This window comes from Leptolyngbya sp. FACHB-261, assembly GCF_014696065.1.
In the GTDB taxonomy this organism is placed as follows: domain Bacteria; phylum Cyanobacteriota; class Cyanobacteriia; order FACHB-261; family FACHB-261; genus FACHB-261.
The window spans coordinates 1,008,837-1,033,884 of the sequence record NZ_JACJPL010000031.1 but is presented as its reverse complement, the minus strand read 5'-3'; the positions used below and the strand labels follow the sequence as shown (position 1 = coordinate 1,033,884).

General features: G+C 52.0%; 25 protein-coding genes, 2 tRNA genes and 1 pseudogene. 8 read left to right on the top strand and 20 right to left on the bottom strand.

The genetic code is table 11. The features are described 5' to 3' along the window. From H6F94_RS29965 to H6F94_RS29950, 4 genes and pseudogenes are all read right to left on the bottom strand, one after another. Window positions 1-140, bottom strand: a pseudogene (locus H6F94_RS29965) (photosystem II q(b) protein); the annotation flags it as partial. Window positions 141-371: 231 nt separating this feature from the next. After that, a tRNA-Leu gene (locus H6F94_RS29960) sits at window positions 372-455 on the bottom strand. Next, window positions 434-1,384 carry a M48 family metallopeptidase gene (locus H6F94_RS29955; RefSeq protein WP_190805892.1) on the bottom strand — a complete coding sequence of 317 codons (951 nt, stop codon included), beginning with the start codon at window positions 1,382-1,384 and terminating at the stop codon, window positions 434-436. The genes H6F94_RS29960 and H6F94_RS29955 overlap by 22 nt, the downstream gene beginning before the upstream one ends. Beyond that, window positions 1,381-2,217 carry a hypothetical protein gene (locus tag H6F94_RS29950; RefSeq protein ID WP_190805891.1) on the bottom strand — a complete coding sequence of 279 codons (837 nt, stop codon included), beginning with the start codon at window positions 2,215-2,217 and terminating at the stop codon, window positions 1,381-1,383. The genes H6F94_RS29955 and H6F94_RS29950 overlap by 4 nt, the downstream gene beginning before the upstream one ends. A gap of 194 nt (window positions 2,218-2,411) precedes the next feature. On the opposite strand from H6F94_RS29950, the gene H6F94_RS29945 reads away from it, so the two are divergent. Continuing rightward, the gene (locus H6F94_RS29945; RefSeq protein WP_190805890.1) at window positions 2,412-2,987 is read left to right on the top strand and encodes a hypothetical protein; all 576 of its coding nucleotides are present in this window, start codon (window positions 2,412-2,414) and stop codon (window positions 2,985-2,987) included. A 132-nt stretch (window positions 2,988-3,119) separates the two neighbouring features. After that, window positions 3,120-4,157 (top strand): hypothetical protein, encoded by a 1,038-nt coding sequence (locus H6F94_RS29940; protein ID WP_190805889.1) that lies wholly within the window; start codon window positions 3,120-3,122, stop codon window positions 4,155-4,157. A 104-nt stretch (window positions 4,158-4,261) separates the two neighbouring features. On the opposite strand, the gene H6F94_RS29935 is transcribed toward H6F94_RS29940, so the two are convergent. Beyond that, window positions 4,262-4,618, bottom strand: coding sequence for an SWEET family sugar transporter (locus H6F94_RS29935; protein ID WP_242041465.1), 357 nt, complete (start codon window positions 4,616-4,618; stop codon window positions 4,262-4,264). Between the two features lie 78 nt (window positions 4,619-4,696). Further along, a complete protein-coding gene (locus tag H6F94_RS29930; RefSeq protein WP_190805888.1) occupies window positions 4,697-4,975 on the bottom strand; it encodes a hypothetical protein in 279 nt (92 codons plus the stop codon). Window positions 4,976-5,373: 398 nt separating this feature from the next. Here H6F94_RS29930 and H6F94_RS29925 point away from each other — a divergent pair, with 398 nt between their 5' ends. Both H6F94_RS29925 and H6F94_RS29920 read left to right on the top strand, forming a co-directional pair. Beyond that, entirely contained in the window at window positions 5,374-5,913 is a 540-nt protein-coding gene (locus tag H6F94_RS29925; protein ID WP_190805887.1) for a tetratricopeptide repeat protein, read from the top strand. A gap of 27 nt (window positions 5,914-5,940) precedes the next feature. Further along, window positions 5,941-6,204: a CRR7 family NDH-1 assembly protein gene (locus H6F94_RS29920; RefSeq protein ID WP_190805886.1), complete on the top strand. Its 264-nt coding sequence runs from the start codon at window positions 5,941-5,943 to the stop codon at window positions 6,202-6,204. 28 nt (window positions 6,205-6,232) lie between these two features. Here H6F94_RS29920 and H6F94_RS29915 read toward each other — a convergent pair whose 3' ends face one another. The 12 genes from H6F94_RS29915 to H6F94_RS29860 all read right to left on the bottom strand — a co-directional run bounded on the left by H6F94_RS29915 (window position 6,233) and on the right by H6F94_RS29860 (window position 20,410). Further along, window positions 6,233-7,171 (bottom strand): beta-1,6-N-acetylglucosaminyltransferase, encoded by a 939-nt coding sequence (locus H6F94_RS29915; RefSeq protein ID WP_190805885.1) that lies wholly within the window; start codon window positions 7,169-7,171, stop codon window positions 6,233-6,235. Between the two features lie 81 nt (window positions 7,172-7,252). Next, window positions 7,253-8,365, bottom strand: a complete 1,113-nt coding sequence (locus tag H6F94_RS29910; RefSeq protein ID WP_190805884.1) for a cellulase family glycosylhydrolase — start codon at window positions 8,363-8,365, stop codon at window positions 7,253-7,255. 125 nt (window positions 8,366-8,490) lie between these two features. Beyond that, the gene (locus H6F94_RS29905; protein ID WP_190805883.1) at window positions 8,491-9,615 is read right to left on the bottom strand and encodes a glycosyltransferase family 4 protein; all 1,125 of its coding nucleotides are present in this window, start codon (window positions 9,613-9,615) and stop codon (window positions 8,491-8,493) included. 43 nt (window positions 9,616-9,658) lie between these two features. Then, window positions 9,659-10,567: a glycosyltransferase family 2 protein gene (locus H6F94_RS29900; RefSeq protein ID WP_190805882.1), complete on the bottom strand. Its 909-nt coding sequence runs from the start codon at window positions 10,565-10,567 to the stop codon at window positions 9,659-9,661. Next, window positions 10,542-11,501 carry a glycosyltransferase family 2 protein gene (locus H6F94_RS29895; protein ID WP_190805881.1) on the bottom strand — a complete coding sequence of 320 codons (960 nt, stop codon included), beginning with the start codon at window positions 11,499-11,501 and terminating at the stop codon, window positions 10,542-10,544. Before H6F94_RS29895 ends, H6F94_RS29900 begins: the two co-directional genes overlap by 26 nt. Beyond that, complete coding sequence (locus H6F94_RS29890; protein WP_190805880.1) at window positions 11,494-12,879, bottom strand: oligosaccharide flippase family protein; 1,386 nt, start codon at window positions 12,877-12,879, stop codon at window positions 11,494-11,496. The genes H6F94_RS29895 and H6F94_RS29890 overlap by 8 nt, the downstream gene beginning before the upstream one ends. Window positions 12,880-12,925: 46 nt before the next feature. Next, window positions 12,926-13,789, bottom strand: coding sequence for a WecB/TagA/CpsF family glycosyltransferase (locus H6F94_RS29885; RefSeq protein WP_190805879.1), 864 nt, complete (start codon window positions 13,787-13,789; stop codon window positions 12,926-12,928). 203 nt (window positions 13,790-13,992) lie between these two features. Then, complete coding sequence (locus tag H6F94_RS29880; protein ID WP_190805878.1) at window positions 13,993-14,946, bottom strand: glycosyltransferase family 2 protein; 954 nt, start codon at window positions 14,944-14,946, stop codon at window positions 13,993-13,995. A 293-nt stretch (window positions 14,947-15,239) separates the two neighbouring features. Continuing rightward, complete coding sequence (locus tag H6F94_RS29875) at window positions 15,240-16,388, bottom strand: glycosyltransferase (RefSeq protein WP_190805877.1); 1,149 nt, start codon at window positions 16,386-16,388, stop codon at window positions 15,240-15,242. Next, entirely contained in the window at window positions 16,382-17,767 is a 1,386-nt protein-coding gene (locus H6F94_RS29870) for an O-antigen ligase family protein (protein ID WP_313949399.1), read from the bottom strand. The genes H6F94_RS29875 and H6F94_RS29870 overlap by 7 nt, the downstream gene beginning before the upstream one ends. Continuing rightward, a complete protein-coding gene (locus H6F94_RS29865; protein ID WP_190805876.1) occupies window positions 17,751-18,383 on the bottom strand; it encodes an acyltransferase in 633 nt (210 codons plus the stop codon). Before H6F94_RS29865 ends, H6F94_RS29870 begins: the two co-directional genes overlap by 17 nt. Continuing rightward, on the bottom strand, window positions 18,380-20,410 hold the full coding sequence (locus H6F94_RS29860) for a GumC family protein (protein ID WP_190805875.1): 2,031 nt from the start codon (window positions 20,408-20,410) through the stop codon (window positions 18,380-18,382). Before H6F94_RS29860 ends, H6F94_RS29865 begins: the two co-directional genes overlap by 4 nt. Before the next feature lie 547 nt (window positions 20,411-20,957). On the opposite strand from H6F94_RS29860, the gene H6F94_RS29855 reads away from it, so the two are divergent. Beyond that, window positions 20,958-21,029: transfer RNA gene (locus H6F94_RS29855), tRNA-Asn, on the top strand. Window positions 21,030-21,093: 64 nt separating this feature from the next. Here the strand turns inward: H6F94_RS29855 and H6F94_RS29850 are convergent. Beyond that, window positions 21,094-22,221 carry a succinylglutamate desuccinylase/aspartoacylase family protein gene (locus H6F94_RS29850; RefSeq protein ID WP_190805874.1) on the bottom strand — a complete coding sequence of 376 codons (1,128 nt, stop codon included), beginning with the start codon at window positions 22,219-22,221 and terminating at the stop codon, window positions 21,094-21,096. Window positions 22,222-22,356: 135 nt separating this feature from the next. Here H6F94_RS29850 and H6F94_RS29845 point away from each other — a divergent pair, with 135 nt between their 5' ends. Continuing rightward, a complete protein-coding gene (locus tag H6F94_RS29845; protein WP_190805873.1) occupies window positions 22,357-22,968 on the top strand; it encodes a J domain-containing protein in 612 nt (203 codons plus the stop codon). Next, a complete protein-coding gene (locus H6F94_RS29840; RefSeq protein WP_190805872.1) occupies window positions 22,949-23,218 on the top strand; it encodes a DUF3143 domain-containing protein in 270 nt (89 codons plus the stop codon). The genes H6F94_RS29845 and H6F94_RS29840 overlap by 20 nt, the downstream gene beginning before the upstream one ends. Window positions 23,219-23,246: 28 nt before the next feature. On the opposite strand, the gene H6F94_RS29835 is transcribed toward H6F94_RS29840, so the two are convergent. Beyond that, window positions 23,247-24,359 carry an esterase-like activity of phytase family protein gene (locus H6F94_RS29835; protein WP_190805871.1) on the bottom strand — a complete coding sequence of 371 codons (1,113 nt, stop codon included), beginning with the start codon at window positions 24,357-24,359 and terminating at the stop codon, window positions 23,247-23,249. A gap of 15 nt (window positions 24,360-24,374) precedes the next feature. On the opposite strand from H6F94_RS29835, the gene H6F94_RS29830 reads away from it, so the two are divergent. Further along, on the top strand, window positions 24,375-25,016 hold the full coding sequence (locus H6F94_RS29830) for a lysophospholipid acyltransferase family protein (protein WP_190805870.1): 642 nt from the start codon (window positions 24,375-24,377) through the stop codon (window positions 25,014-25,016). Window positions 25,017-25,048 lie beyond the last annotated feature (32 nt).

Genomic DNA, 25,048 nt, shown 5'->3' with positions numbered 1-25,048 from the left:
CAGGTGGTAGCAGCTAGCAGGGTGGGGATCATCAGCACGCCGAACCAGCCAATGTAGAGGCGGTTGTTGGTGGAGGTGACCCACTCGCAGAACTGGTCCCACACGCTCACGCTGCCGCGGCGCTCGAGGGTTGCAGTCATTTGAATGATTCCTTGTTTGGTAGTAATCAGGTCTGGTAAACCGTACCTGGAAGGTATGAAATAAACTGTAAGGCTTTTGTTTCAGAATGTAAAGCCCCTCGCTTAATTTTTTTACCTAGCCGGGTAAAGGTGCTGGGATCGTAGGCAGCTGGCACCAACAGGAAAGCCTGGAGCAAACAGCTCCAGGCTTTCCTGTTGGACCAAAGTCCGCAATCGGGGTCAGTCAAGAGATGGGCAGAGAGAGATTTGAACTCTCATGACCGTAAGGTCGCCACATTTTGAGTGTGGTGCGTCTACCAGTTTCGCCATCCGCCCGTGCTGGAGCCAGATCCTTCCGGACTTTTTCCAGACCGCTCCTTATTGTAGCGGTTCTTGAGCAAAGTTCGATACTGATCACCCTGTGCCCAGCGATCAATTTCGCGAGCACGCAGAACTGGGACTGGGTGAGTCAGCTGACTAGTACGCAATTCCTTAAGCATCTGACCCAACTCGTCCATGTCGATCTCGTCATAGGCCCGGGCTTGATCCAGAAATGCCTTGTAATTGAGCTGCGCAGATAGGGAGGGAGAACCACCCGCCAGCTTCATCAGCACTGAAACCATGGGAGCTGGATCTTGAGTGACCAACAGCGCAGCTCGGTCACAAGTAAACTCAGCGCAGCGGACCCAGGCTAGAAGTTGGGCTTGCAAAGTTTGCGCGACAGCCGCACCTAAACCGGGCAGTTGGCCTGCTGCCAGAATTAGCAGATTGGCTGGGGTGAGGTAGACGCTGTGCTCGCACTTTAAGTGGCCTAGCTCATGCGCAATCACGGCTTGAATCTCTTGCTCAGTTAGCAAATCGATTAAAGACGTGTGGAGCACAATGAATGGCTGACGCCCCCGCATGGCAAAGGTATAGGCGTTGGGCGTTGGGTTTTGGCGGACGTAAAGTTGGGGCGGCTCCAAGTCTAGGATGGCGCAGGCTTCCTGGAGCAGGCGGTAGAGGTGAGGAAGCTGATTCTCACCGACTAAAACGCTGGAGGCGATGTTGTCCAAATAGAAAAACTTTTCGCCTAAGGGGCCCAGCAAGTTGCGGACCAGCAGATCTAGCCCCGGAAACTGACGTAACAGTTCTGTTGCCTGCAAGTCTAGAGGATGCCGGAAGTGATCGGCACGTAAACCAGTCAGCAGCGATTTTGATGGCGTGGGCTGAGAAGAGGTGAAGGCGCTGGGGCCTGTGAGAGAAGAATGGAGGGGATTGCTCATGGCGAAGGAGAAGCAGCGCGAGCGTAGGGAATAAACTGCCGATGCCGGTTCAGTAAATAGATCGTAGCGGGTGCAGCCGGGGTCGTGGTGGATGTTGCCTCAGGGCTTGCACTTTGACCATGCAGGCTGCGTACTGTGCTCGCCAGAATTCCGGTGTACTGATAAGCCTGATTTGAGGGAATTTCCCAAAACACGACCTGCCCTGATGTGCGTGCCCCATTACTCAGAAATAGCCCTCGGTCTGAGCTAGCCTCAATTCCTCGCTGGTAGGCTTGTCGGTCGTAGCTAATCTGGTGAGGCATCCCAGCGACTGCGGCTAAGCGGCGGCGCACTTCTGGTCGGTTTAGATTGCGGCGCAGGCTATCTGCCCAGCGGTTGGCTAGCTCGGCAACAGAGCCCGCTCCCTGACTGAGGGCCTCCTCGGGTGTGATCTCTAAGAGGGTCCGGCCATTGATTTGAATCGTGGCGCGAATCACTTCTGGTCGAGGCAGTGGCAAAGGTACGGCAGGGGAGGACGATGGCAGACTGGTCGCAGGGAATGGAGTTGGCCTGGGGGTAGAAGATGCAGGACCGAGAATAGGCACAACCGTTACGGTCAATGCTTGGTTAGGGCTCAGTTCAGCCGCAATTTCTTCTATACGGGTATTCCACTGCTCTAGTTTGGCGATGCCTCCATTGGGCGGAGCCGCCAACTCCAGTACTGGTTGACCAACCACTTCCCAGATCTGGCTAGCTCGTACCAGCGGCGACCAGGGTGGCAAAAAGGGTAGAGTCAGGCTCAGCAGTAGCGAGGCAGCAGTCAACTGGAATCGTGGACGGTAAGCTTGAGGCACTGCCAGCACTATCAATACGCCACTATTAACTTAGCGATAACAGACTCGTGCTGATCAACCAGCCAACCGCTTCGTGAAAACCTCTGGCTCAATCCCCTAGTTCAAAATCCTCTAGTCCAACCTTTAGCGCTACCTGAACAGCAGGAAGCGGAATGAGATAATAGACGCACCCCAAGCTTCGGAGGCGACTGACCATGCAATCCCCTGCAGAATTGTCCAGCGCGCCTATCCAGCCCCGGCCTAGCTCCTTTTTGGATAATCTCTACGGGGTGTGGTTCAAGCCAAAGGCGACGTTTCAAAGTCTCCGCCAATTCCCTCCGGTCGGCCAAGCGGCGGCAGTTGTCGTGCTAGTAAAACTTCTAGAAGTGTTGCGCACGACTGAGGGCAGCTTTGCCCCCTTGGTCATGATTGGTGCAGCTCTTCAAGGGTTGGCTGGCTGGGTGCTACTGACTAGTTTGCTCAATGCACTGGCTTATGTGTTTGGGCGAGCCGTGGCCCTGCCAATTGTGCTGAGTTTGACTGGATTTGCAAGTGTACCCTGGTTGCTGATTGCCCCAGCTCTGGCTCTAGGGCCACCCCTGAGTGGCTTTCTCGTTTTAGCGGTGCTCCTTTGGTTTGTTGTTTGGCAGGTTTGGGCTGCCGCTGTTGCCTTTGAATTACCGCGTCAACAATTAGCCCTCTTAATTCCGCTAACCCTAGTAGGGGGGCTAGTGGCTTTAGGCTGGTTGGTAAATGGTGTGGGTTTTCTGAGCGGGCTGCCTGAGGCGTGAGTTGATCTCGGTTTGCGCTAGCAGGCTAAGACTAAACTGCCTGCGAGAACGCGCAAAACGCCTGCTGGCCTTGACTCGCCCTGCTAGAGCGTGTAGCGTTTTCCTTCATGTTCAATTGAGCGAGGCGTAGGGATGGAGGAAAAATTCTTTGGCTTCTATACAGCCAGGTCATTCTGGGTGGGGGACGCACAAAGCGTCCAGAAGCGTCTGGCTGAGGCTCAGGACGGCTCAAACGAATCAAATATAGGTCTGACCGAACTGATGATTCAGGAGGCGCTGACCTATGAAACTGATGACTATGTTCTGAAGGTCTGCAAGGATGGCATGTTCCTGTTCAAGCTAAAACAGGGATTCCGAGCACCCGATAAAAATCGTGATGCTTATGACCGCCAACTGACTTACCTTGACTACCTAAACTGCATTTATCTTCTGTTTCAAACGGCTGTTTTACAGTTGCCGGATATTCAGTATCTTGAGGTCTCAGAGGTTACTGATAAAGATGTTTTTCTAGTCAAGTTTGAGGCAGACAAATTTCTAGGTTGCTTTGCGCCTCGCTTGAGCTTTGCCCATCGATTCCAGACCGTGCAACTCTCACCAGACTACCGCTATGCCGATAACCTGGAGACACCTAGATTAGAGTTGCCAGAGTCCATTTTTAGTGCTTTGAATACCAACCTTGCGGTAGTGTGCAAGGAATATCGCAGTATCAAAACCCTCTCAGAAATTACCAAAGGTCTGTGCGAGTGTAAGTTTGGCAATTATGCCAATTGTCTCCTGTCGCTTTGGATGTTGATTGAATCCTATTTGTCAGGTTTTTGGAGTAGCCTAATTGAGTCCAAGAACACAGTGTTTGAGGACGGTAGCAAACGGATTAAATCTGAGCGGATGAAGCACCTGCGGGACGGTCGGGTCTATTCGGCTAGCGTAGTCTCAAACATTTTGGAGCTATTTGATCTGCTAGATCTAGAAACCTTTAGAAAAATTGAGAAGGTTAGAGATCTGCGCAATCAGATTATCCACCGCGATGAGAAAGCCCCGTGCAAGCTGGAGCACTGTCAAACCGCTTTTGAGATCGTGCGGGAATTTGTAGCTCAAGAAACGGAAGTCAGTCTCAATTTTGATCTGACCAGCTTGCTTCTCGATCCTATTCACAGTCCAACGCCCAACTAGCTGCCTGGCTGAATTATCCGCTCTCACTTAGTTCTGTTGCTGGAGCTGAATGCGACCTGTCATTTTAACTGGTTTGAGGCGACTAGTTTGAGGTGATCACAGGTCTAGATATGGCGTGCCTTCACAGCTCCAATTACCAAAATGAGCAATAGGGTGACCAGATTCGCGCCGATGATGACCCCGTCATTGCGCAGCAAGCCATAGAGCGCCCACAGGCTGACACTAATACCAAACAGCAGTAGGTAAGGCCAGGAAAAGTCGCGAGCACTACGCGTTTTGATTGTTTTTAGCGCTTGAGGTATAAAGCTAGAGGTGGTAAGTAGAGCTGCAATTAAGCCAATCCACGGGGTCCAGATTTCCAACATTAACGATCCATTGCCTGACCTAAATACCCCGGCAATTTTCGCATAGGTTCTGGCATAAATTTCATCATCAGGAAACGAAGTACTCAGCAGGCCCATCTGACAAAACCTGAGCAGCCTAAATCTGAGTACTTCGTCCTGTAATGACCAAAGCAAATGCTTGAAACTCTAGTAAAACTAGCGCAGGGCAAAGCGCCACCAATGATGACCTGCTTCTTTAATGACACAGTGGCCTGGTTTCGGAGGGAAAGCAGCCTGAGCAACGTCGATCAACTCCTGTTGCTCATCGGGAATATCAATGTAGTACTCTTCGGCACGAGCATCGGTAAAGCCTAGGCAGGGTGCATTAACAACCATGCCGGAGCGAGACAGTTCTTGCCAGATTTGGGCCGCAGCTGCCCGGGTCTGGGTAGAAACAGCAGACTGTGGATCAGCACTGATAGAGTCATAAGCCATGAGTGAATCTCCAGTTATTCAAATGGGCCAAATAGACTAAGCTAATTCCCCTAAGGGATCTAGGCACAGTTCAAACAGACACAGCTCAAACACAGGTAGACAATGAGCAGTCAAGCGCAACTAAGCGTTCGCAAGTGCTGAACAGGGAGTATTTTTTCGAACCGGGTTTGCAGAGAATCAGCAGACTTGCGTAGCTGGATGACCGGCATCTTTTAAGTGCCTTAAGGTTAGCAGTTTGCCCATTGCTTTGCTCGTAGATGAAGCGCCGTTTTGCATAATTTCACGCCCCTTTGTGCTTCTTCGTAAACTTGTATTGCAGACACCGCAGCTCTGTAGCGGCAACTTGGGCTAGGCTGAGGAAGATCACCCTTGAAAATACAAAGTACCGACGCTGAGCTATGGATAGTTCGCTCGCTGCAATTTATCTCTCGACCCTGCTAGCGATACTAGTCGTGGTGGTGATCCTGGTGTTTCGGCAAATCCGACGGACCCGTAGCCTGGAAACCACGATCTCCCGCTTGCAACCCAAGCTGATGGGCAACAAGGGCACGCCCCAGGAGTATTACGAGCTGGGCGCTGTTTACTTAGATAAAAGGCTTTACACCCAAGCCACAGCTCTATTTCAGAAGGCGTTGAAGGCCGAGTCCGAGGACTATGCGCCTGAGGACTATGCACCCATCTACAATGCCTTGGGCTTTTCCTACTTCAACCAGGAGCAGTACGACCTGTCGATCCGGCAATACAAAGAGGCGCTGGAGCGGGTTCCAGACTACGCAACAGCCTTGAACAACCTAGCCCACGCTTACGAGAAGAAAAAGCTAACGGTGCAAGCGTTGGAAGCTTATGAGAAAGTACTCAAGCTAGAGCCCAACAATGAAATTGCCCGTCGCCGCGCTAACTCGCTGCGTAAGCAAGTTGCCCCCAGTGAAGTGGCCTAAGTGAGGCCTAGAGGAGAAACGCAGGTCATGGCAGATTCCTTGATGCATGGCGACGAGAATCACTATGTGGTGCTTGAAACCAACCAGTCAGAGCAATTACTCACCTCTGAAGAAATGGTGGTGAAATTGCGTGATGTTCTGCGTCGGTTGCCGGAGTCGGAACTGCCCTCTGACCTGCTCAGCCTGCCCACTGTAGAAGCCAGAGTGAAGCGGTTGCTGGATACGGTCTGCGAAATCGACCTCGGACCGGGTGAGTTTTTGCAGTGGTATGTGGTGCGTTTAGAGAAGTGAGAAGCTCTAGGGCATTTAGGACAAATTTTTAAGAACTCAATGCTCCCTGCAAGATCCGGGCATCTAGCAAATCGAAGATCTGGCGGTCCTGTCTCAGGTCGAACTTGCGGGCAAAGTGAATATTGTCTTGGCTGAGCGTTGGGTAGTCTTGGGCCGTCAGCACACGAGGTCGGCCATCCTGGCTACCCAGGAAGTCGAAATAGCGCTTAGGATCGTTGCAGAGCTTGAAGCGGCCACTGTTAACCAGAACCGTTTGCATAAAAGATTCTTCAGGCACACAGGTCCTTTGGTAGTAGCGCACGAGATCTGGATTCTGCTGAGCAGATTCATATACAAACTCGGCGCATTTTCTGGACAAGGTCTTGAAGTGCGAGCCGCCATAGCACCGAAAGCTGTCATTGAAGGGAACCTTAGCCCGAGTTCCCAGCATCAGGCTATAGGAAGAATTTAGACGAAGCCAGGGCTGAATGTAGTTGAACAGGATTCGGAAGGGTTTAATGCACAGCCGTTGCCACTCCTCCAGATCGTAACCTGAGCGCCAGTATTGGTAAAAGTAGCGGCTATGCCCCTCATGAATTCGCCACTGGCTTTGCGGAGAGAGGACTTCGAAATATTCGATTAAGCCTTCGTATTGAGTCTGGGCTAAAAATTTTTCAATCTTTGGCAACGGCTGAGTAGGATAGTCCTGTCCAGATAAGTTAATCAGCCAGTCAAACTCAATTTGGTGTTCTAGCAGCCACTGAACTGCGTCCAGGTAGCCCTGGGTTGTAGAAAAGTCACCTCGGCCCCCTTTAGCATTTAAGACCTCAATGCCTAGAGTTTGGCCGAGAGGCTTAAGATCCAAGCCACAACTGAAATCGTGGCTAATCAGAATTCGCGAGGTGTGGCTAGAACGCTGGATCGTTTGAACTAGTCTTTGGATCTGCTCTAAGTTCTGATGCGTTTGGATGAGGTAAACCACTTTCATAGGAGCTAACCCGTAGTTATCAATAACAAGGCAATAACCGACAGAAATTTCTCGCAATCTGGTAATCGGCTCAAGTAATAGTCACCGCCTTAGCTGGCAAGCGTAGGCAGAAATAACTTGACCATGCTGTGGCGTGAGGGCAAAACGGGTACGGTCAACGAACATTGCCCCGTAGTCATTACGTGGTAAACGGCTAGGATTAGCAATCCAGTGCCAACCCAATGCCCCAACTCGTCGGGCTCGGGCATAAGCGATAATTTTGCTAGGCCAGGAATAGTCTCGGTTAGCACTACCACTGTAAGGACCAAACTCACCAAAATACCAGGGCCGTCCATAGGATTGCAGACTGCGTAAATCGCGGCTATTGGCAATGTCGCTAGTGTTGACGTTATTGGTGTTGGAGTAGCGATGCACCTGATAGACCGTGTTATTTGCTGGATCGCTTAGGGACGGAATGCCTGAAAATACCGAAGAATTATAGCGGCCTGAAAGTACGACTATGCCTCGATAACCGCCTGCGCGAACTGCATTCAATAGGTTTTGGTAGCCCACATGGCCACTCGCGAGATCGCCGTCGCGCCACAAAGTCCAAACCTGATTCCAACTGTAGGATCTACCCTGCCAAAAGGGTGCTCGTCTGTTGTCAGGATCAGGCTCGTTGTAGAGCTCTGCCCATACTCGATTTTGTTGCGCTAGCCAGCGGGACCAACGTTGCCAAAAAAGCAAAGTATTGCGAGAGGGTAAATAGTTGGTACTGCGATCAGCAGTGATGTCTAGGTATCCGGTATGAGCGTCTAAAATCGCTAGCATACCTGCCGCATTGATTCGATTGATAAAAGCTTTGACCCGAGCATCGTAATTCGGATCGTAAAACGGGTTGGTTACTAAGCGGCCTCTAGCATCGTAGCCTCTAGGCAAGCTGAACTTCTCAGTGACTGGTACCCGCACAGTGTTGAAGCAGGCCCGTCGCATTGCCGCAATATCTTGAGCTGTGGTGCGATTGCCCTCGATGGGAGAAGGGTTGTTAGCATCAGCAAATTTCTCAAACATATTGCCGACGCTGACGCCAACTGGGATAAAATCACGCCCTCGGGCATCTAAAATTCGTCCTCTTTGTGTTCGAAATTGCGCTTGAACCGGTGAACCCAGCAAGAACCAAATCAGGTTAAAGAAAACTAAGAGGCGAATGTTCATAGTTTGATCCGTGGCTCTCAGTTAATCATTGCTAGTCAATTGTTCTTAGCCAAGCACCAGAGCGGCAAGCGTTAGTCTAGATAATCAGGCTTTGTAAATAACTCGACCAGCCATAAGCAGCCTGATCAAGCTCGGCTGGGCAGCGCATAGAGAGCCTCGAAAGTCTGAGGACGGGTAGCGCGGCGGCGACCACAAGCACCCATACGCTCACGCTCGGCTGGATGCTCCACTAAATAGGTGAGGGCATCAACTAGGCCTGGAAAATCTTGAGGCTCTAGCAGTAAACCGTTACTGCCATTCTCAATAGCGTCGAGAACCCCACCGACAGCATAAGCAACTACCGGTTTGCCAAAATACCCAGCTTCGAGATAAACAATGCCAAAACCTTCAATACTGTGCTGCTGTTCATCGTGCTGGCTCAGCATTACAAAAACATCAGCTGCTTGATAATAAGCAGATAATTCATCGTCTGCGATACGACCAACAAAATGCACTCGATCTGCTACATTGAGCCTCTGCGCTAACTGCTCCCAAGCGGAACGATAAGGACCTTCACCGCCCACGATGTAGTGAACTTTGGCATCCAGTTTAGGCAGAGCTTCAATGATTCGGTCTACGCCTTTACGCTCAACTAAGCGACAAACTGTGAACAGCAGAATGGCCTCTTCAGGCAGATAATGGCGTGTCCGGATGTCAACTGAAGTTTGAGTAAATCGAGCCGGACGCATCGTGGGATTGACTACTAAGGTTGGAACGGATAGAGCTGTGATTTGCCTAAAGAGCGATTCAGTGTAGTGACTATTACAAACAATCAGGCGAGCGCGACTAAATACGAGGCTATAAAACCAGTGGTATAGCCAGTGCGCTTTCAACCTCAGTACATCGTTGCCATGTAGATAGATACTATACTGAATTGGCAAGATGAAGCTGAGAGCAAAGACGACACCAGACAAGTAACCACTGGCACATTCGACAAAGCGGTAGCGATATTTAAACCAGAGCCTCAAGCTATAGGAAAAAGCCAGCAAAGGCACGTAGAACATTCGCAGCCGGGGCAGAGTTTGAGGCCAGCGATGAATAGGAAACGTCTGTTGAATGTCGAAATCCTGACTGCCACCCAAATCACTAGTAAGCACAACCAGTTCGCCTGAATTTTGTAAGCAACGGCTGTAAATATACTCTTGAATACCACCTAAATCAGGCGGAAAGAGGTGGCTAAAAATTAGGATCGGAGGTTTTCTCTCAGCCATTGTCAAGGGGTGCTTGTCCTAACTCTCCAAGAGTTCTTTCCAGCTAAAGTTTCCGACCGTAGAACTTCAAGCGGTAATAGAGCGTTCTCGCTTGAATCTCTAGTTTTTCGGCTAGGCTGAGCTTAGCAAGATATTGCTCAATGGCCTCTCTAGCTTCAGCATCCTTGAGTCGCCAGCAAGTACTAATGCCATTGGCTAGCAACCGATGGGTAAAGCCAGTCAAAGCGGGGAACTTCTGCTTCATCCAATAGGCTGTGAGGATGCGAATTTTGGCTCTCAGTTGCTGCTTGTCGGTTCTGAACGTATAGGCGTTGTTGCCATGAATTCTTTGGATGGCCAAATTCTGAGCCAGACAATAACCCTGGTTGAGAACTAAGGCTGTGAGTTTGAGGTAGTTATCGCTGGTAATGCGGATGACTTCAGGCATGGGCAAGATTTGCGCTAGCAACGAGCGTTTGAAACATAACCCAGAGGTAGGCGGCGGTGAAAAAGGCAGCTTGCCCTGAGGAATTTGCGCTCTAAAATCACAGATCCGAGATGCCCCTTCAGGTTCGCTGTTCGGTAGTAACGTATTGGTTTCGATATCGATTCGCTTGAGCGGATGAAAGCACCAACCGATCTCTGGATGGTCTTTAAAGGTGTGAACGACCTCTGTGACTTTTTCTGGTAGAAACAGATCGTCAGCATCTAAGAAACAAATAATATCGCCCTGGCTTGCTGCAAAACCAGCATTGAAGGCAGAAGCTTGGCCACCGTTCTCCTTCAGTACCGACTGCACTCGGCCCTGATCATTAGCCTGATAACTGGCGATGATTGCACGCGAATCATCGGTGGAACCATCATCTACAACAATGACCTCAATGTGGGGATAGGTCTGGCTGAGGGCGCTATCAATGGCCTGCCGTAGAAACGAACCATAGTTGTAGTTATTGATCAAGATGCTGACCAGCACTGTTCAAACCTCCTGTTTGAAGATAGATTTGCGTTGCTGAAACTAAGGTCGACCAGAAAAACTTCAGCATCGAAGGCGTGAACCGTCGCGCTAGAGATTTAAAGGCTAGTTTGGCAAGCTCTGCTGGTTTTTGTTGCTGGATATAGTAATCTTTGGCGTAAATCGAATCAAAGAAGGCAACTACTGGTTTACGGTTATTCTCCCGAAGCTTGTCGTTGAGAAACTCGTTTAGGGCCAGCGAGAAGCTCTCGGGTTTCGGCCCTGAATTGCCATACCAGTTGTTATTGCCATGAATGCGATATTCCCCCAGAATGCGATTGATGCCATGTACCTCACCAAGCAGTGAGGCAGCCCGAACAATAAAGTCATCCGCTGAGGTACGAATTCCGCGTTCAGGCAGTGGAAAAATTTGTTGGGCTAAAGTGCGGGTCAGCGTAATGCCGCTAGTAGGTGAGGCGGCATAAGGCAGAAAGCCGTATTGACAGGCATAGGTATACAAGTTGCTGGGTAATTCATGAGGAGCTGCTGGAATTTGATAACCCAGACAATTACTGCAGCGATCTACTGCTTGCAGCAGATGGTAGAGCATTGTGCAGCTGTGCTGAGCTAATTTTTCCTGCCAACAAGCGATGAGTTCTTGAACTTTGTGAGGATAGAACACATCATCAGCATCCAAAAAGCAAAGCAACTCTCCCCGACTCGCTGCGAAACCGGCATTAAAGGCCGAAGCCTGACCCCCGTTGAGCTTCAGCACAGGCACAATCTGCTCGCCGTAACTTTTAATCACGGCTAAAGAGTGGTCAGTTGAGCCATCATCGACAACAACAACTTCAACATTGGCGTAGGTCTGATTCAGAGCGCTCTCAATCGCTTCGCCCAAAAACTGCCCGTAGTTGTAGTTGTTGATAACAATACTGACCAGCGGCTCAGCCATGTTGCACCTTCCGTAAACTCTGCATATATCCACCCAGCACCCTCCAGGTTTGAGGCCACAGGGCAATGGCCAATAAGCCCACACCAGCGCCCCAACCCAGGTCACGCCAAAAGAGGGCTAGGGCAAATCCTCCAACCCAAGCAACAGCTATGCCGTAATCTGGCCAACCTACTGCTCGCACCGTATAGATGTGAATGACGATGTAGCTCAGTAGGGTGACAACTTCTGCCCAGCCATAGCCAACGGGTCCCAATCGGGGGACTAGCAGTATGGCCGCTCCTACAAATAGAGCAATATGGACGGCGTGAAAGATCGTTACCTGCCAGTTGTGGCGCAGCACATACAAAGCAGAGGAATGCAGGTTGAAGACCGTGTTGACTAGGTAACTTAAGGCAATGAAGGGATAAACCGTCAAAACCGGTAGCCAAGTTTCGCCAAATACCACAGGTAGCAACCAGGGGCTAACTAAGGCAAAGCCCAACAAAAATGGTCCCAAAGCTAGCACCTGCAAGCGCATGCCCTCGGTGATTGCAGCTGCCAAACGCTGACGATCTCCCTGCAACCGAGCTAGGGTCGCCAGCGAAATTCGCCAGGTTGCGTTGCGCACAAAACTGAGAACCTCGACCCAGCGGATCGCCAGTGCTACGTAGCCTACAGCCTCCGCTCCGGCGAAACGCCCCACTACCAATGGGTTCACCAGGCTACGCAACTGCCAAATCCACATGGACGCCGAGTAACCCAGACCATAGCTCACCATCTCTCGGGCTAGGTCCAGGTTCCAATAAAAGGCCGGTCGATACTTAGCAGCTCGATAAAGGAGCAGGCAGGACAGTAACTGTTGCACCCACCAACCGCCGATCAGCGACCAAGCGCCCCAACCTTGGAAAGCCAAAGGGATAGCAACGGCGTAGGAGGTGGCTTGACCAGCCAATTCGATCAATGCCACCTGTCGGTAATCCAGCTCTCGTTCTAGGCGAGCCAAAGGTACCAAGGTCAAGAGATTCAAGGGCAACCCGCAAATCATCGCTAACGCCAGGGGGCGAAACCCTTCCAGACGTACCCACCAAGCCAGCCAGGGCAGCGCCAGCAGGGCCACTAAGCCAGCTACGACGCCCAACAGCAGCAACAGCGTGAATGCCTGATCGTAGTCCTGACGCTGGGCTTCCCCCTCCCGGCGAATCAGACAAATGCTGATCCCCCACTGGCTGAGCGTGTAGAGGTAGTTGTAAAGGCTGTAGGTGGTCGCGTAGAGGCCATAGGCTTCTGGTCCAATCGTGCGGGTAAGAAAGACAACGCCCACCAGACTGAGCCCCATGCCCAACCCTTGCCGCACCGCCAAATAGGTTCCGCCCCGAAGGACCTGAGTGCGCAGGCTCATGTTGGCTTCCTGCTGAGCTGATTATTCGGGCCAAAACACAAACGCTTCATCGCTGAGTCAGGGCCTGGGTGAGTTGAGCGTTGAGGACCTTGGCTTGAAATGGAGAGAATTCTGCTAAGGCCAACTTTGCTAAAACGATTTGCGAGACAAAGGCTAAATTGCCCACAATGTAGCGAACCCACAAGCGTTTGGGCTCTCGGCTGAGCCGATAAAACCATTCCAAACCTAGATTGGAAATCAAGGTTGGACAGTCAGGGACGACCCCAGCTAAACGGTCGATGACTGCGCCCCCAACCATAATGGCGTTGACATTTAATTTTCTTTGATTGGCACGCACCCAATTTTCTTGAATGGGCATTCCCATACCCACAATCAAAACCTGAGCTTTAGCCTGATTGATTTGCTCAACCACAGCGTTGTTTTCTTCTGCATCCTCAACCGAGAAGTAACCGTGATGACCCGCAATCTTAACGTTGGGATAGCGCTCATGCACTTGTTCAATTGCAATCTCAAGGTGCTCAGGTCGGGATCCCAAAAGAAACACCGATAACCCGTGCTGGTTACAATGCTCCAGAAGCTTTGGCATCAAGAGGGTATAAGAAACCCGATAGGCAATTGGTAACTGCAATCCCATAAAGCGAATTGCCCAGAGAATCCCCATGCTGTCGCAGTGGGTAATGTCTGAATTTTGTAGAGATTCGTAGAACCAGGGCAGCTGCATTGAGAGGTTGAAGCTATGCACGTTGTAATTGAAGATGGTGATCTTTCTTCTCTCAACGCAAGCCGTGTGAATTGCCTGAAGCAAAGTTGGAACTGTGACACAGGTAATCCGTCGCCCCAGTAGTTGTACTTCTAAACTGGGTAGAGTTCCTGACGCCGCGTTTGATGCCACCTGTAATGGACTATTCATAAATGTGATCCAAGCATTGGGAAAGGGGGCAGCCACTCCTGGGCCAAGAGGAAACAATCCAGGTGATCAGCTCAATTTCTTCCCTGCCTGAGGAAGTTGATCTCAACTCACTTACAAGCCAACTTGGCCATCAATTTAACAAGACGATTTAGCAAGTCAATTTGATCAAGAATTAGGCCAGAAGCTTCGGCTAAGTAGACGCTCTAACTGGGCGTTACTGAACCCAGAGATCGCTGGATGAATAGATGGGCTAGAGGCGCTAAGCGGACGGCTGCCAGCGTAACCAACGAGCGGGGATCGCGCCAAAAAATTGAGGCGTCTTCTGCTAAGGCACAGTCCACTAACCGTGTGGCTTCTGCTAGTTTGCCTGCGGTCAATGCCAAACGAGCCAGGTAACGGGCCAGGTATGCGCGAGCTGTAGGCAGCATTGGCCCTACTTGTTCCGGGGATCGTTGATAGGCTGCTGCCAGAACTTGCTCAGAGCAAGACTGCATCTGAGCGATATTAAAGGTGAGCCCTGAGGGGCGCACTCGGTAGCAGCAAAGAGGCTGGGGTTGCCGGTAGAAATTCCAGTGTCCTTGAGCGGCAATTCTCAACCAAAAGTCCAGGTCCTCAGAGCTTGCCAGCGTTTCATCGAATGCACCCACTTCATCAACGATGGACCGTCTAAACACCGCGTTAGAGCCATGACCGATAAAGTTTTTGCACAGTAGAGCGAGTAACGGCTGTTGGTGGATCGGTTTACCGCTTAGACGTAGCCAAGTCGGACGACCGTCCTCACGAATAATGCGTGAGGCGCTGTAGACAACACCCACTTGTGGCTCCGTATCCAGCCGTGTAATATGGCTCGCTAACTTCTCCGGTTCGTAAGCATCGTCTGCATCTAGAAGGGCAATGTAGGCTGCCTGGGCTTGTTGAATGCCGTAGTTCCGAGCAGAAGACAAACCCCCATTGGCTTTACTGAGTAGTCTAAAACGGGGATCTCGTTGGCAAAAGCTTAGGGCTACCTCAGCTGTGCCATCGGTGGAACCATCGTCAACAATCAGAGCTTCAAAGTTGTGCAGAGATTGGCGCTCTAACGAAGTTAAAGCAGCCTCAATATACTGCTGAACATTGTAAGCGGGGATGATCACACTGACCTTAGGGACAGTGACCATAGTAGATACTCCTGTATCCCAAATGACAGAAAAGGCTGGCGAGATCGTTGCAACCCACTTTGGGAAACACGGCACAAGCTTTGCGAGCGAACTCAGGCTACTCTGGAATGGAACTTGGTATCTAAAGTGACCCTGAATCGATGGACCCTAAAATCAAATTAGGGCTTTATGAACGTTCTGTACTCTATCTCAGGGCTATACTCAGTCATCGTTTAACTCCTCACCACAATCATCGAAATCCACCAATTTCTCTGTATAGCTTAATACGTTGTGCTTCTCACATTGGCCTACGGTCAAACACTAATATCATTATTCAAAAGTTGACGACTTTGCTCAAACTGCGGGTGCTTCGATTGAGGGGTTTGACCCAGCAGGGTTAATATTGCAGCTTCAGTTTGAGCTCCTACCCGGTCCCAATTGTAGTAATCAATAACGGCCTGACGGGCATTTTGGGCTAGGCGTTCATAGAGCGAATACTGTTGCTTGAGAGCTAAAATTTGAGCTGTTAAGGCGTCTACATCCCCCACTCCAACTGATAAACCGAAATTAGCGGCAATTCGATGCAGTTCCGGGAAATTAGTGTAAATAATGGGCAAGCCCGAGGCTGCGTAATCGAAAAGCTTGAGCGGTGAAAAGAAAAAGCCATATTGAGACCAGCTAAGGTCTTGATAGAGGCAGAGTCCTACGTGAGCAGAGGCAAATAATCGGGGGGCATCCTGATAGAGGACAGGCGGATAAAAATGCAGATTTTGAGGCAGCTGCTCAGCTAAGTCAGGACGGTCGCCAACGATCACAAAGCTGATTTCAGGGTCTAGATTCTGCATTTTGTGGGCGCAAGCTAGCACAGTGGCAAAATCGTGCCAATTGTAGGAAGTCGAGCCAGCCCAGAGGACGCGAAAGCAATTTTCTAGACCTGCAAAAGCACAAGCGCTGTCTTGAGCAGGTCGAAAGAGTTGGGGATCTGAACCATTGGGTACCAAAATCGCTGACTCAATCCCGAGATCGTGGGCATAGTGCACCAGAGGCTCTGATACACAGAGGGCAGTGCTGGCGCGCTGAGCACTGAGCGGGCGCAAAGGGGCTCCTAGCCTGTCCCGCCAACGCTTTGGACCCGGTAAGATCGCCAATTCATCTAAGGTTGCGTTGATCTCCCAAATCACTGGCTGGTCTGTTTTGAGCCAACCCGGTAGCAGAGACATCAACTCCCAACCCACTCGGCCATCAATCCGGATGTACAGCAGATCGGCTGAACGCACCAAGGATCGCAGCCCTGCTATAGAGCGTGGTAGGCGTTGCGTAAACTGTGATCCCTGCTCGGGTGCAAGGGTCAGCAATTGATGGCCTTGTTTGGCTAGGTAGTGAGAGATTTGATAGGTGTGAACTGTACCGCCGCCACGGGGCGGGGTGGTGTTAACTTTGTGCAGAAATCCAATTTTCACCATTGTCCCCCCGACCACTGCTGATGCCGGCTGCTCGGAACACCGCCTGCCATGAGTTCTTGCCAACTGCGCACAGAGAAAGGTTCCTGTCGGGTTTCGGCTAGGACAGCTCCTAGCCAAACAAAATAGAACCACAGGTAAATCGCCATCCAACTCAAAGGCGTTGCCGCGCACATCAAGTACAGCGCCACTAAACTACCGAATGCTTGGCGAGCTAAGGGATTGCCTTGGCGAGAGGGCTTCCAAAAATCTAGTAGCGTGACGACCAGGGTTGCCAGGAAAACCGCAAAGCCAACAATCCCATGCAGATAGAGCACCGAGGCGTAAGTAGAGAACGAGCCCAGTGCCACTTCATAGGTATGCCAGCGCACAGCTCCTCGGATGATGCCCCAACCCAGCCAGGGCGACTCTTGCCAGGCTTCCAATGTCTTGCGCACTACCAGCTCCCGATCACCTGAAGAGTCGGGGCGAGCCTGCGTAAAAATTGTCAGAGGAGCCTCAATCAACTGGCTAGGCGTGAGGCCAAAGACCGCGCAGAGCAACGAGAACAGAGAAGCTCCCCACAACGAAACCTGACGAGCCAGCGAGCTGCCAAATGCCGCACTGATGAGCAGTGCTAGAGGCAAGCTAATCCAAGCGGAGCGACTAAAGCTCAGAATCAGGGCTAATAGCGACCCGGCCAGGGCTAGCTTCCGTAGTTGCGGCTGTGCCTCTCCCTGGCAGATCAATACACAGCAGACGGCAGCCACGCCCAAGATCGGTGAGTCGGGCGTGTACAGTCCTGTCCGAGGTAGCATGATGCCAAAAAACAGCGACATGTTGGCAAATAACACCTGCATGCTCTGCTTGTCGCCGGGGATCAGCTTGGCTAGGAAAGGGGTATAGCCCTGCTCGCCAATGCCCAGCACCAGCATCACCATCTCAATGGCAATCACCACCAAGTAGCCGGTTGCCATCCAGGCTACTGCCCGTGTGATCACCTGAACCCGTAAGCGAGTCCAGAACGGCAGCGCTATACAGGCGAAAATCAGACAATAGCTTTTGAAGAAAGTGACCGCTTGGGCCGCTACTGCTTTAAAGCCAAAGCCGACATCCAGGAGGCCCAGCCCCCCCGTCCACAGCATCACGGCAGCCATTGCCAACCAGGCCCATGCACAAGCAGGCAAAGAGCCCTTGAGTAGCTTGTCCAGGTCAAAGGCCATCACCAGTAAGCCGATTAGCACCGCCGGGTAAAGCAGCACCTGCAATCCCAAGAGCCACCACAGAGGGCTGAGCAGGGCTAGCCAATAGAGGGTTTGCTCAGCTTGAGACAGCCCTCCTAAAGTCAGTAGTTTGAGCCATGATCTCGGTGCCGATACCGAAGGACTAGCCAGAAGACTCACGCTTGCTGTCCTCCGGATTAAAGTGCTTAACAATTTGCTGGGGATCGCCGATCACCACAACCCTTGCGGGTACTGCTTTGCGGATGATTGCTCCTAGACCGACTACGCTGTCAGCGCCGATGCGCACCCCCTTCATCACAGTTGCCCGAGCCCCGATCCAGACGTTGCGCTCGATCACAATTGGGGCTGAAACCTTGGGACCTGGCGGAGAGTGGCGCAGATGGGGCTCCAAGTTGTGATAGTCGGTATCGACGAGATAGCAGTCGGAGATCAGGCAGTCATCGCCAATGCTGATCGACCGATAACAGCCGATCCAGGGGCCATTGATTAGGGTGTTTCGCCCGATCGTGACCTCACCAGGGCCGCAGATTCGCACCCGCTTATTGAGGCGGCTACCCGCACCAATCACCACGCGCGTCCCTCCAGCCACTTGGAGAGAGCCTCGAATCAGGACTCCCTCACCAATCGAGACCGTAGGATAGCGCAGCCGATAGAACCAACGCTTACCGCCAAAATAAACGTGAGCTAGAGTGCGCAGCAGCGAGGATTTGGGTTGCTTGGCAGCTGTCGGCTCAGCAACCGTAGTTGAGCCGAAGGAATCGGAGACCTGGCTCATGGGTTCACCGTGGAGCCATTGCGCCGATAACGATAAGCCTCAGTTGCCATTTCAACGCCATTAATCACCAAGCCTGCAATCTCAGCGTTGTGGTGAGCAAGCTGTTCGAGGCTCTGATTCACAGCATTGCGATTGCTGGTTCCTGGCCGGACCACAAATAGCACATTGTGGGCTGCCGTTGCCATCAGGGCTGTTTCGCTGGTCAGGTTCACAGGAGCGCTGTCGATCAAGATGTAGTCGTAGTTGCCCTTGCTCTGCCAGCCCGACAAGTAGCGCTCGAATCGCCCACGGGCAACCAGTTCCACCACCTTGCCCTGCTTGGGCGAGGTTGGTACCAAATCCAGACCCGGTCGCAGGGGAATGGCAGCCTGATCGGTATCTGCCCTCTCCGCATAGCCGAGTGTGCGGCTGAGCTGAGCCTGCCGAAAATCGCCATCGATCAGCAGCACCTGAAACCCTAAATCTGCTAGCGCTACCGCTAAGCCCAACGTGACTGTGGTTTTACCTTCGCCAGCCGTTGAGCTGGTAATCATCAAGCGGTGGTTGTCCAAACTGAGCAGGCTGGTCGCCGAGCCCAAACGCTGAAACTCAACTTCGGTATCGGCATCTATTTCTAGCCCCAATCCGGGCCGCTTGAGGCGAGGCAAGCGCACCACCATTGGAAATTCGGTCCCCTGCAGGTCCTTGGGGCTGAGCAGTGGGTTGCGGCCTTCCAGCAGTAGGGCTAAGGCTAGGCTGCCAAACAGTGAGGCGAGTAATCCACCTAAGACTGCGTGAGCCTCTTTCGGGGAGGAAGGGTTGGGATCGACGGTTGGCGAGTCGAGCACCTGTACGTTGGGATAGGTGTTGAAGGCGTCCACACTCGCTTGCTGCACTTGAGCGACTAGCCCCTTGTAGACCCCTTCAGTGATGTCGTATTGCCGCTGTAACTCCAGAACCCGAGCTTGGTTGTTGGGAATTGACTTGAGAGTCTTGCTTAATTGGTTAACCTGTCTCTCCAGTTGCTCTGCCTGACGCCGTTGCGCACGGCTATCGCTTTCGGCCAGAACGAGTTGCTGGATCAGGGCCACTCGACCATCTGAATCGCCCACTGTGGTATCGACGCCAGGAACATTAGCAGCAGCCTGAGCAACATACTGAGCTAATTGAGCCCGTAAAGCCGTTTCCTGAGAGATCAGACCCTGCACACGGGGGTGATTATCTTTGAATTGAGCCCGAGCTTGAACCAACTGTGCCTCGACTTCGGACAGCTTTTGGCGAGTGAACTGATAGCTCTGGTTTTCGCCTAGCCTTAGTGAGCGAATTGCCTGGTCAGGTGTCTGGCTCAGCCGCGCTGCTAGAGCTTGAGTGCGGGCGGCTGCAGACTGAGCTTGAGCTTGCGCTTGAGCTTGGGCTGCAGTCAGACTGCTAATCGTCGAGACAATGCCTTTGGTTTGCTCATCACCATTGACTAAACCGGAGGTGCGTTTGAAGCTTGCCAAAGCTGATTGCGCTTGCGCTAGATTGCGTCGGGATCGCTCCAATTCACTGCGACTAAATTGCTCACGAGCAGCCCCATTGTCTCTGCGCAATTCGTTCAGACGTTGCACATAAGCTTGAGTAAGAGCCGTAGTGCGCTGCTTAGCGAGTTCCGGGCTGGAACCGTTAACTTCCAAAGAAATAATGGTGGACTGTTCTTGCGGGGTTACTTTGAACAAACCCCGATAGCGTCCCAAACCGAATTGTTCCTTCTCTGGATCCTTAGCTAAAACCCGCTTTAGAAGGTCGTCACTCAGCAGAATTGAGGACTGAACTTTGAGCGGACTCACTTGATTAGAAAAGCCAGTCTCGCCATTACTAAGCGATCCCAGCGTTCCCAAATTTGCATCCAGATTGCTAGTGGTGCTGGGTAAAATGAGTTGCGCTTTAGCGGTCCAAGCTCGCTTAGCAAAGGCAATACTGCCAACCGTCGCTGCGAGAATAATGAGGTTCAAACCAAGGAGAGTCTTCCAGTGCCTGCCTACAATTGCAGTAACTTTATTCGTCATTGGTGGCCCCTGGAAATTTTCATGAAAACAGGATGGCTGGGCTAGTCAAGATTCTTTAGAGCACCCAAGATTCCGCAACATCGATCCAATCACCTAGCCACGATTTCGATTGCAAACACTCACCGCTCGTACCATATGGTTTGAGGCTAGTGGCTATGCAGTTTCAAGTCGTGTTTCACATCACTGATAGTTGCTGCGATCTGTTTTCAAGGCTCAGTCGCTGAAAGCACTCAGCTGACTTTGGTCATAATTCTAGATAATAGATTCACATAACTTCAAATGTCACATTAGACACTGTGCTCCGCTGCTTCATCTTCCTTAGGGCAGAAAATGACTGGGCGGCAAGCGCATGGGGTACAGGGTGCAAAGCTCATGACTGCTAGCTGTCTACGCCCAAGTTAGAGCTCCGTCTGCGGTTGGGATGGTGCTGGCTCAGGGTCCCCTGCCTCAGCTTGGCCTCTAAAAGATCGCCTCAGCAAAAAATTGGACGGACTTGACTGAAAGGGGGAACCGAGTGGTATCCTGATAAAGCTGAGAAATCAGTCAATCCTCGGTAGCTCAGTGGTAGAGCGGTCGACTGTTAATCGATTGGTCGTAGGTTCGAATCCTACCCGGGGAGTTTAGGTGGAACTAGGTTGAATGCGAGTTAGGTAGCTACCTGCTTTGCTTGCAACTAGTTGGGTCTAGTTGGGCAGCAACTTCAAAACCAGTTCTCCCTCGTTGACGGTGTGATTAATTGACAGATCAAACACGAGCCCGGCCCCTTGAGCTCCTACTTCAACCGTGGTTGGTAACTCTCCTGCTTTGTTAAAGCTGAGCAGTTGATACAGGACATCGCCAGCCTCAACAGAAGCGCCGAGTTCACAGCGAGCTGAAACTACGCCACCGGCAGGCGCGTGGTAAAGCTGGATCTGGCTCAGTGGCGTAAGTTTGATCCCCTGATAATTCCCCTCGGCACAGGGAAAGCCGGGCTGGTTTAAGACGCCCTTGCGCGCCAAATAATTCAGAATGCCCCGGACTCCTTTAGCCACTGAGGTTGGTTTCATCTGCATAGCGGCGCCCAGTTCCAATGTCCACGCCTCCACCTCTAACTGCACAGTGGCTCGGCTCAGTTCTGAGAGTTGATCTTCCAGCGCCAGCCAAGGTTTCATAAAGGCCTCGTCAAAAGCGCCGCCGTCATATTGATCAAAGCTAATGCCTTGATCGAGTAGAAAATAATTTGCACTCGCTTGTCGACCCCGAAAGCAATACAGATAGTCCAAACCTTGATTACTGCTGCTGTGTAAGTCGATCAAATAGTCAGCATCTAAGCAGAGCGATTGCAGACGATAAGCAAAGCGTTGAGAAACCGAACCCGTTAGAGCCGTCTGTGCGTGCGCTTGAAACACCTGCTGCAATTGCTGCTGATAATTATGCTGAATTGTCTCCAGTGGCAAGCCAATTTGAGTGTGGGCAAACGCCTTCAGATCGAAATGCTCGGTATAGCGCTCCCAAAAAATGCGATTCCAATCCTTGCCGTCGTAGGGGTTATAGCGGCCCGAGGCAAAGTGATGGGCTCGTTGATTCACCGCTAAGGGGTTGCACACGGGCACTAGCCAAATTTCACCTGCTAGCTGGTTAGGCTGGGTGTTTTGCAACTGTTGAATCAGTTGATAGAGGACTGCATTGCCACTGATTTCAGACCCATGTAAATTGGCCTGGAGGTAAACTTTTTTGCCAGGGCTGACTCCGACAAATCGGTAAACCTGAAGCGACAGGATATCTCCCGAAGCCAACTGCAATATTGGTTGGGTTGAGATCACTGGCTTCATAGGGACTGCTTACACCACTTGTCCGATTACCACCTGCGAGCATAGTCGCAAATTTGGCCATTGAAGCTGCCCTGGCTATAGGTTAGGGAGTATCTTGGCAGAAACGACTTGCTGCTCTCTACACCTGTAACCAGAGTGACTTCGCGCCAAGGCTCACCTGCTTCTCCAGGCCCTCAAATTCCAGATAGCCACTATGCCCTCCTAGGCCTGAGTCCTTGGGCTAGCGAACGGGAGATCCGGAACCGCTACCGCGAACTGAGTAAGCTCTATCACCCCGACACCACACAACTGCCAGCTGAGCAGGCAATTGAAAAGTTCAGGCAGCTCAACGAAGCCTATGCCACCCTCAGCAACATTGAGCGCCGCACCCTCTATGACCGCAAGATCGGTTTCTCGCGTCTGTATGTGGCCCAGCCTCCCAAGCCGATCTCCTCTTCTGCTTATCTTGATCCAACCGATCGACCACTATCAGCTGGCGAAATCTTTGCCCTGTTTGTCCTGGCCCTGACTTTTGTTGCCTGTCTAGCCCTAGTGATTGTGATTGGCCTTGTGCGTGGTGAGAAAGCGCTGCAACCCCTGAGTACTCTGGCCGCTCCTCAACCAGTTCAGGAGTGGGTGGAGCAGGAGAATGTTGAGAATAATGTCAGACTAGACAGTGAACAACCCGATTTGCCCTTCGGTTTCCAAGCTCCTGGCTTGAGCTCACCTGACCTTCCTGATTCGACCCATGTCCCTGCCATCCCCTGAAACGCCACTCTATAACCATCCTCTACCGACTATCGAACAGTGGCTTAGTGAGCACGGCTGCCGACAAGACGACGATGACCGCCATTGCTGGCATCTAGAGCACCCAAACTGGAGCGCCGAGCTGTGTTTGGACGTCGAGGAACTCAGCGTAGTCTACTTCAACACCGGTGAAGGCCGTGATATCCGTCGCAGCTTTAAATACTCGCTCAGCCGCCAAGACATTGAGGATGCTGTTTTTTCAGGCCCTTGAGCTTCACCTGAGCTTTAGATTCTTGAGTTCAAGCTCTTGAGGCCGTCAGGCGAAACAGCGATAACTGTCCAGGCTGATCAATTTCACTGGACAGGAGTACCAAGGCCCTGCCGCCACCTGGCAAGCTCGGACCCAGAGACATCGTGCTGAGGTCTGTGTCTAACTGGGCGAGCAGACGCTTTTTAAGAGGCGCAATCTCGGTCACGTTTTGCAAACCTACCAGGTTAGAGGTATCAGTAGCACCTGCGCTAGAGATTTGGTAAAGGCGAGAGCCACCCTGCCCGTCCCGTTCGAGGGCTAAGAAAGTGCCGGGGGTGTCCAGACACAACAACTCTGCTAATTCAGCTCCTGCCTGAATCCCCTCTAGAGGATAAACGTGCTCAGAGATCAGGAGTGGTTTAACATCTCCGATCAGATAGTGCAGCAGACGGTTGCCTACATCACCATCCTGCAACAAGGGTGCTGCGGTCGCCGTAAACAGGCGCTCACCGTCCGAGCTGATGGTCAGTGTTGCCAAGCCTTGACTGGCTTGAACGCCTTTCTCTCCATCTCGGCGATAGCGCTCGGGCAAAGGTAAGCCCTCCTGGAAACGACCGCTCTGCTCAAAAACTTGTACGCTGGGAAGCTCTCCTCGTCCTGATACCACTAGCTTCTGTTGCGGCGTCAGGGCTAGGCCACCTGGTTCTAGAGCCTCAGGGGTGTAGAGTTCTCCGGTTGGCCCTTCTAGTAGGGTGACGTCTTCTACAGTCAAGCCACCGATGCCTTCAGGAGCGAGATCTAGCGCCAAGCGATAAACCCGAGGTGGATTTGATACCCCTTGGCCAGTGGCAACTGCATAGAAGCGGTCTTGGGCGCGATTGTAGGCCAAGCCCTTCAAGCCGGTAACGCTGGTCTGCTGGAAGGCTGCGTCGGCTGGAATCACATATTCGCCCAGTGGCTCCAAAGTCAGAGAGCCAAAAATCCGTGACTCAGCGCTGACTTGGGGCAGGCTACAGGCCCCTAACAGCGCAATCAGACTCATCATCAGCACTACCGTTCGCAGCACTCTCACAAGGTTTAGGGTTCGAGCCACTTCAGTTGCCAAGCCATTCCAAGACGAGGGGACCACCACTTCATAGTAGAAGTGGAACAGCCAGCACACACAAGGTCACTCCACATGGGGCAAAGTCGGGAACCGAAAGTTAACTTGCTTCTCTACCACCTGTTCAAATGGTCGGTAGTGAGTCCGGCTCTACACTTGGCCTTTCGAGGACGGGTTTTTGGTGCAGAACAAGTGCCGCGAGTGGGTCCTCTGATCGTGGTTAGCAACCATGCCAGCCATCTTGACCCGCCACTGGTTTCTTGCTGCGTGCGCCGTCCGGTGGCCTTTATGGCGAAGGAAGAGCTTTTTGAGGTGCCGGTCCTGGGGCCTGCGATTCGTCTCTATGGTGCTTACCCGGTGAAACGAGGTGCCTCTGACCGCAACGCAATTCGGGCAGCATTGGCCTCACTGGAGCAGGGCTGGGCTACAGGTGTGTTCTTGCAGGGCACGCGCACCCCAGACGGTCGCATCACTGAACCTCAGTTAGGGGCCGCGCTACTAGCTGCCAAGAGTGGAGCCTCTCTCCTACCCGTGAGTCTGTGGGGAACCAATGCCATTTTCGGCAAGGGCAGCAAAGTGCCTAACCTGCTTAAGCCAGTAACTGTCCGGATCGCGCCGCCTCTGCCACCCCCTCGTTCAACCAACCGTCAGGAGCTGGAGGCCCTCACGCAAACCTGTGCGGAGACGATCAATGCGCTGCACGCCCTAGGACGCTGATCGGCAAGAACTGGAGATTGCTAGAATGCCTT

What these genes read in the sequence shown, in the direction of transcription:
- H6F94_RS29955 (WP_190805892.1), bottom strand. Translation starts at nt 1,384, where the DNA reads ATGAGCAATCCCCTCCATTCTTCTCTCACAGGCCCCAGCGCCTTCACC.
- H6F94_RS29945 (WP_190805890.1), top strand. Translation starts at nt 2,412, where the DNA reads ATGCAATCCCCTGCAGAATTGTCCAGCGCGCCTATCCAGCCCCGGCCT.
- H6F94_RS29940 (WP_190805889.1), top strand. Translation starts at nt 3,120, where the DNA reads ATGGAGGAAAAATTCTTTGGCTTCTATACAGCCAGGTCATTCTGGGTG.
- H6F94_RS29935 (WP_242041465.1), bottom strand. Translation starts at nt 4,618, where the DNA reads ATGGGCCTGCTGAGTACTTCGTTTCCTGATGATGAAATTTATGCCAGA.
- H6F94_RS29930 (WP_190805888.1), bottom strand. Translation starts at nt 4,975, where the DNA reads ATGGCTTATGACTCTATCAGTGCTGATCCACAGTCTGCTGTTTCTACC.
- H6F94_RS29925 (WP_190805887.1), top strand. Translation starts at nt 5,374, where the DNA reads ATGGATAGTTCGCTCGCTGCAATTTATCTCTCGACCCTGCTAGCGATA.
- H6F94_RS29920 (WP_190805886.1), top strand. Translation starts at nt 5,941, where the DNA reads ATGGCAGATTCCTTGATGCATGGCGACGAGAATCACTATGTGGTGCTT.
- H6F94_RS29915 (WP_190805885.1), bottom strand. Translation starts at nt 7,171, where the DNA reads ATGAAAGTGGTTTACCTCATCCAAACGCATCAGAACTTAGAGCAGATC.
- H6F94_RS29910 (WP_190805884.1), bottom strand. Translation starts at nt 8,365, where the DNA reads ATGAACATTCGCCTCTTAGTTTTCTTTAACCTGATTTGGTTCTTGCTG.
- H6F94_RS29905 (WP_190805883.1), bottom strand. Translation starts at nt 9,615, where the DNA reads ATGGCTGAGAGAAAACCTCCGATCCTAATTTTTAGCCACCTCTTTCCG.
- H6F94_RS29895 (WP_190805881.1), bottom strand. Translation starts at nt 11,501, where the DNA reads ATGGCTGAGCCGCTGGTCAGTATTGTTATCAACAACTACAACTACGGG.
- H6F94_RS29890 (WP_190805880.1), bottom strand. Translation starts at nt 12,879, where the DNA reads ATGAGCCTGCGCACTCAGGTCCTTCGGGGCGGAACCTATTTGGCGGTG.
- H6F94_RS29885 (WP_190805879.1), bottom strand. Translation starts at nt 13,789, where the DNA reads ATGAATAGTCCATTACAGGTGGCATCAAACGCGGCGTCAGGAACTCTA.
- H6F94_RS29880 (WP_190805878.1), bottom strand. Translation starts at nt 14,946, where the DNA reads ATGGTCACTGTCCCTAAGGTCAGTGTGATCATCCCCGCTTACAATGTT.
- H6F94_RS29875 (WP_190805877.1), bottom strand. Translation starts at nt 16,388, where the DNA reads ATGGTGAAAATTGGATTTCTGCACAAAGTTAACACCACCCCGCCCCGT.
- H6F94_RS29865 (WP_190805876.1), bottom strand. Translation starts at nt 18,383, where the DNA reads ATGAGCCAGGTCTCCGATTCCTTCGGCTCAACTACGGTTGCTGAGCCG.
- H6F94_RS29860 (WP_190805875.1), bottom strand. Translation starts at nt 20,410, where the DNA reads ATGACGAATAAAGTTACTGCAATTGTAGGCAGGCACTGGAAGACTCTC.
- H6F94_RS29850 (WP_190805874.1), bottom strand. Translation starts at nt 22,221, where the DNA reads ATGAAGCCAGTGATCTCAACCCAACCAATATTGCAGTTGGCTTCGGGA.
- H6F94_RS29840 (WP_190805872.1), top strand. Translation starts at nt 22,949, where the DNA reads ATGTCCCTGCCATCCCCTGAAACGCCACTCTATAACCATCCTCTACCG.
- H6F94_RS29830 (WP_190805870.1), top strand. Translation starts at nt 24,375, where the DNA reads ATGGGGCAAAGTCGGGAACCGAAAGTTAACTTGCTTCTCTACCACCTG.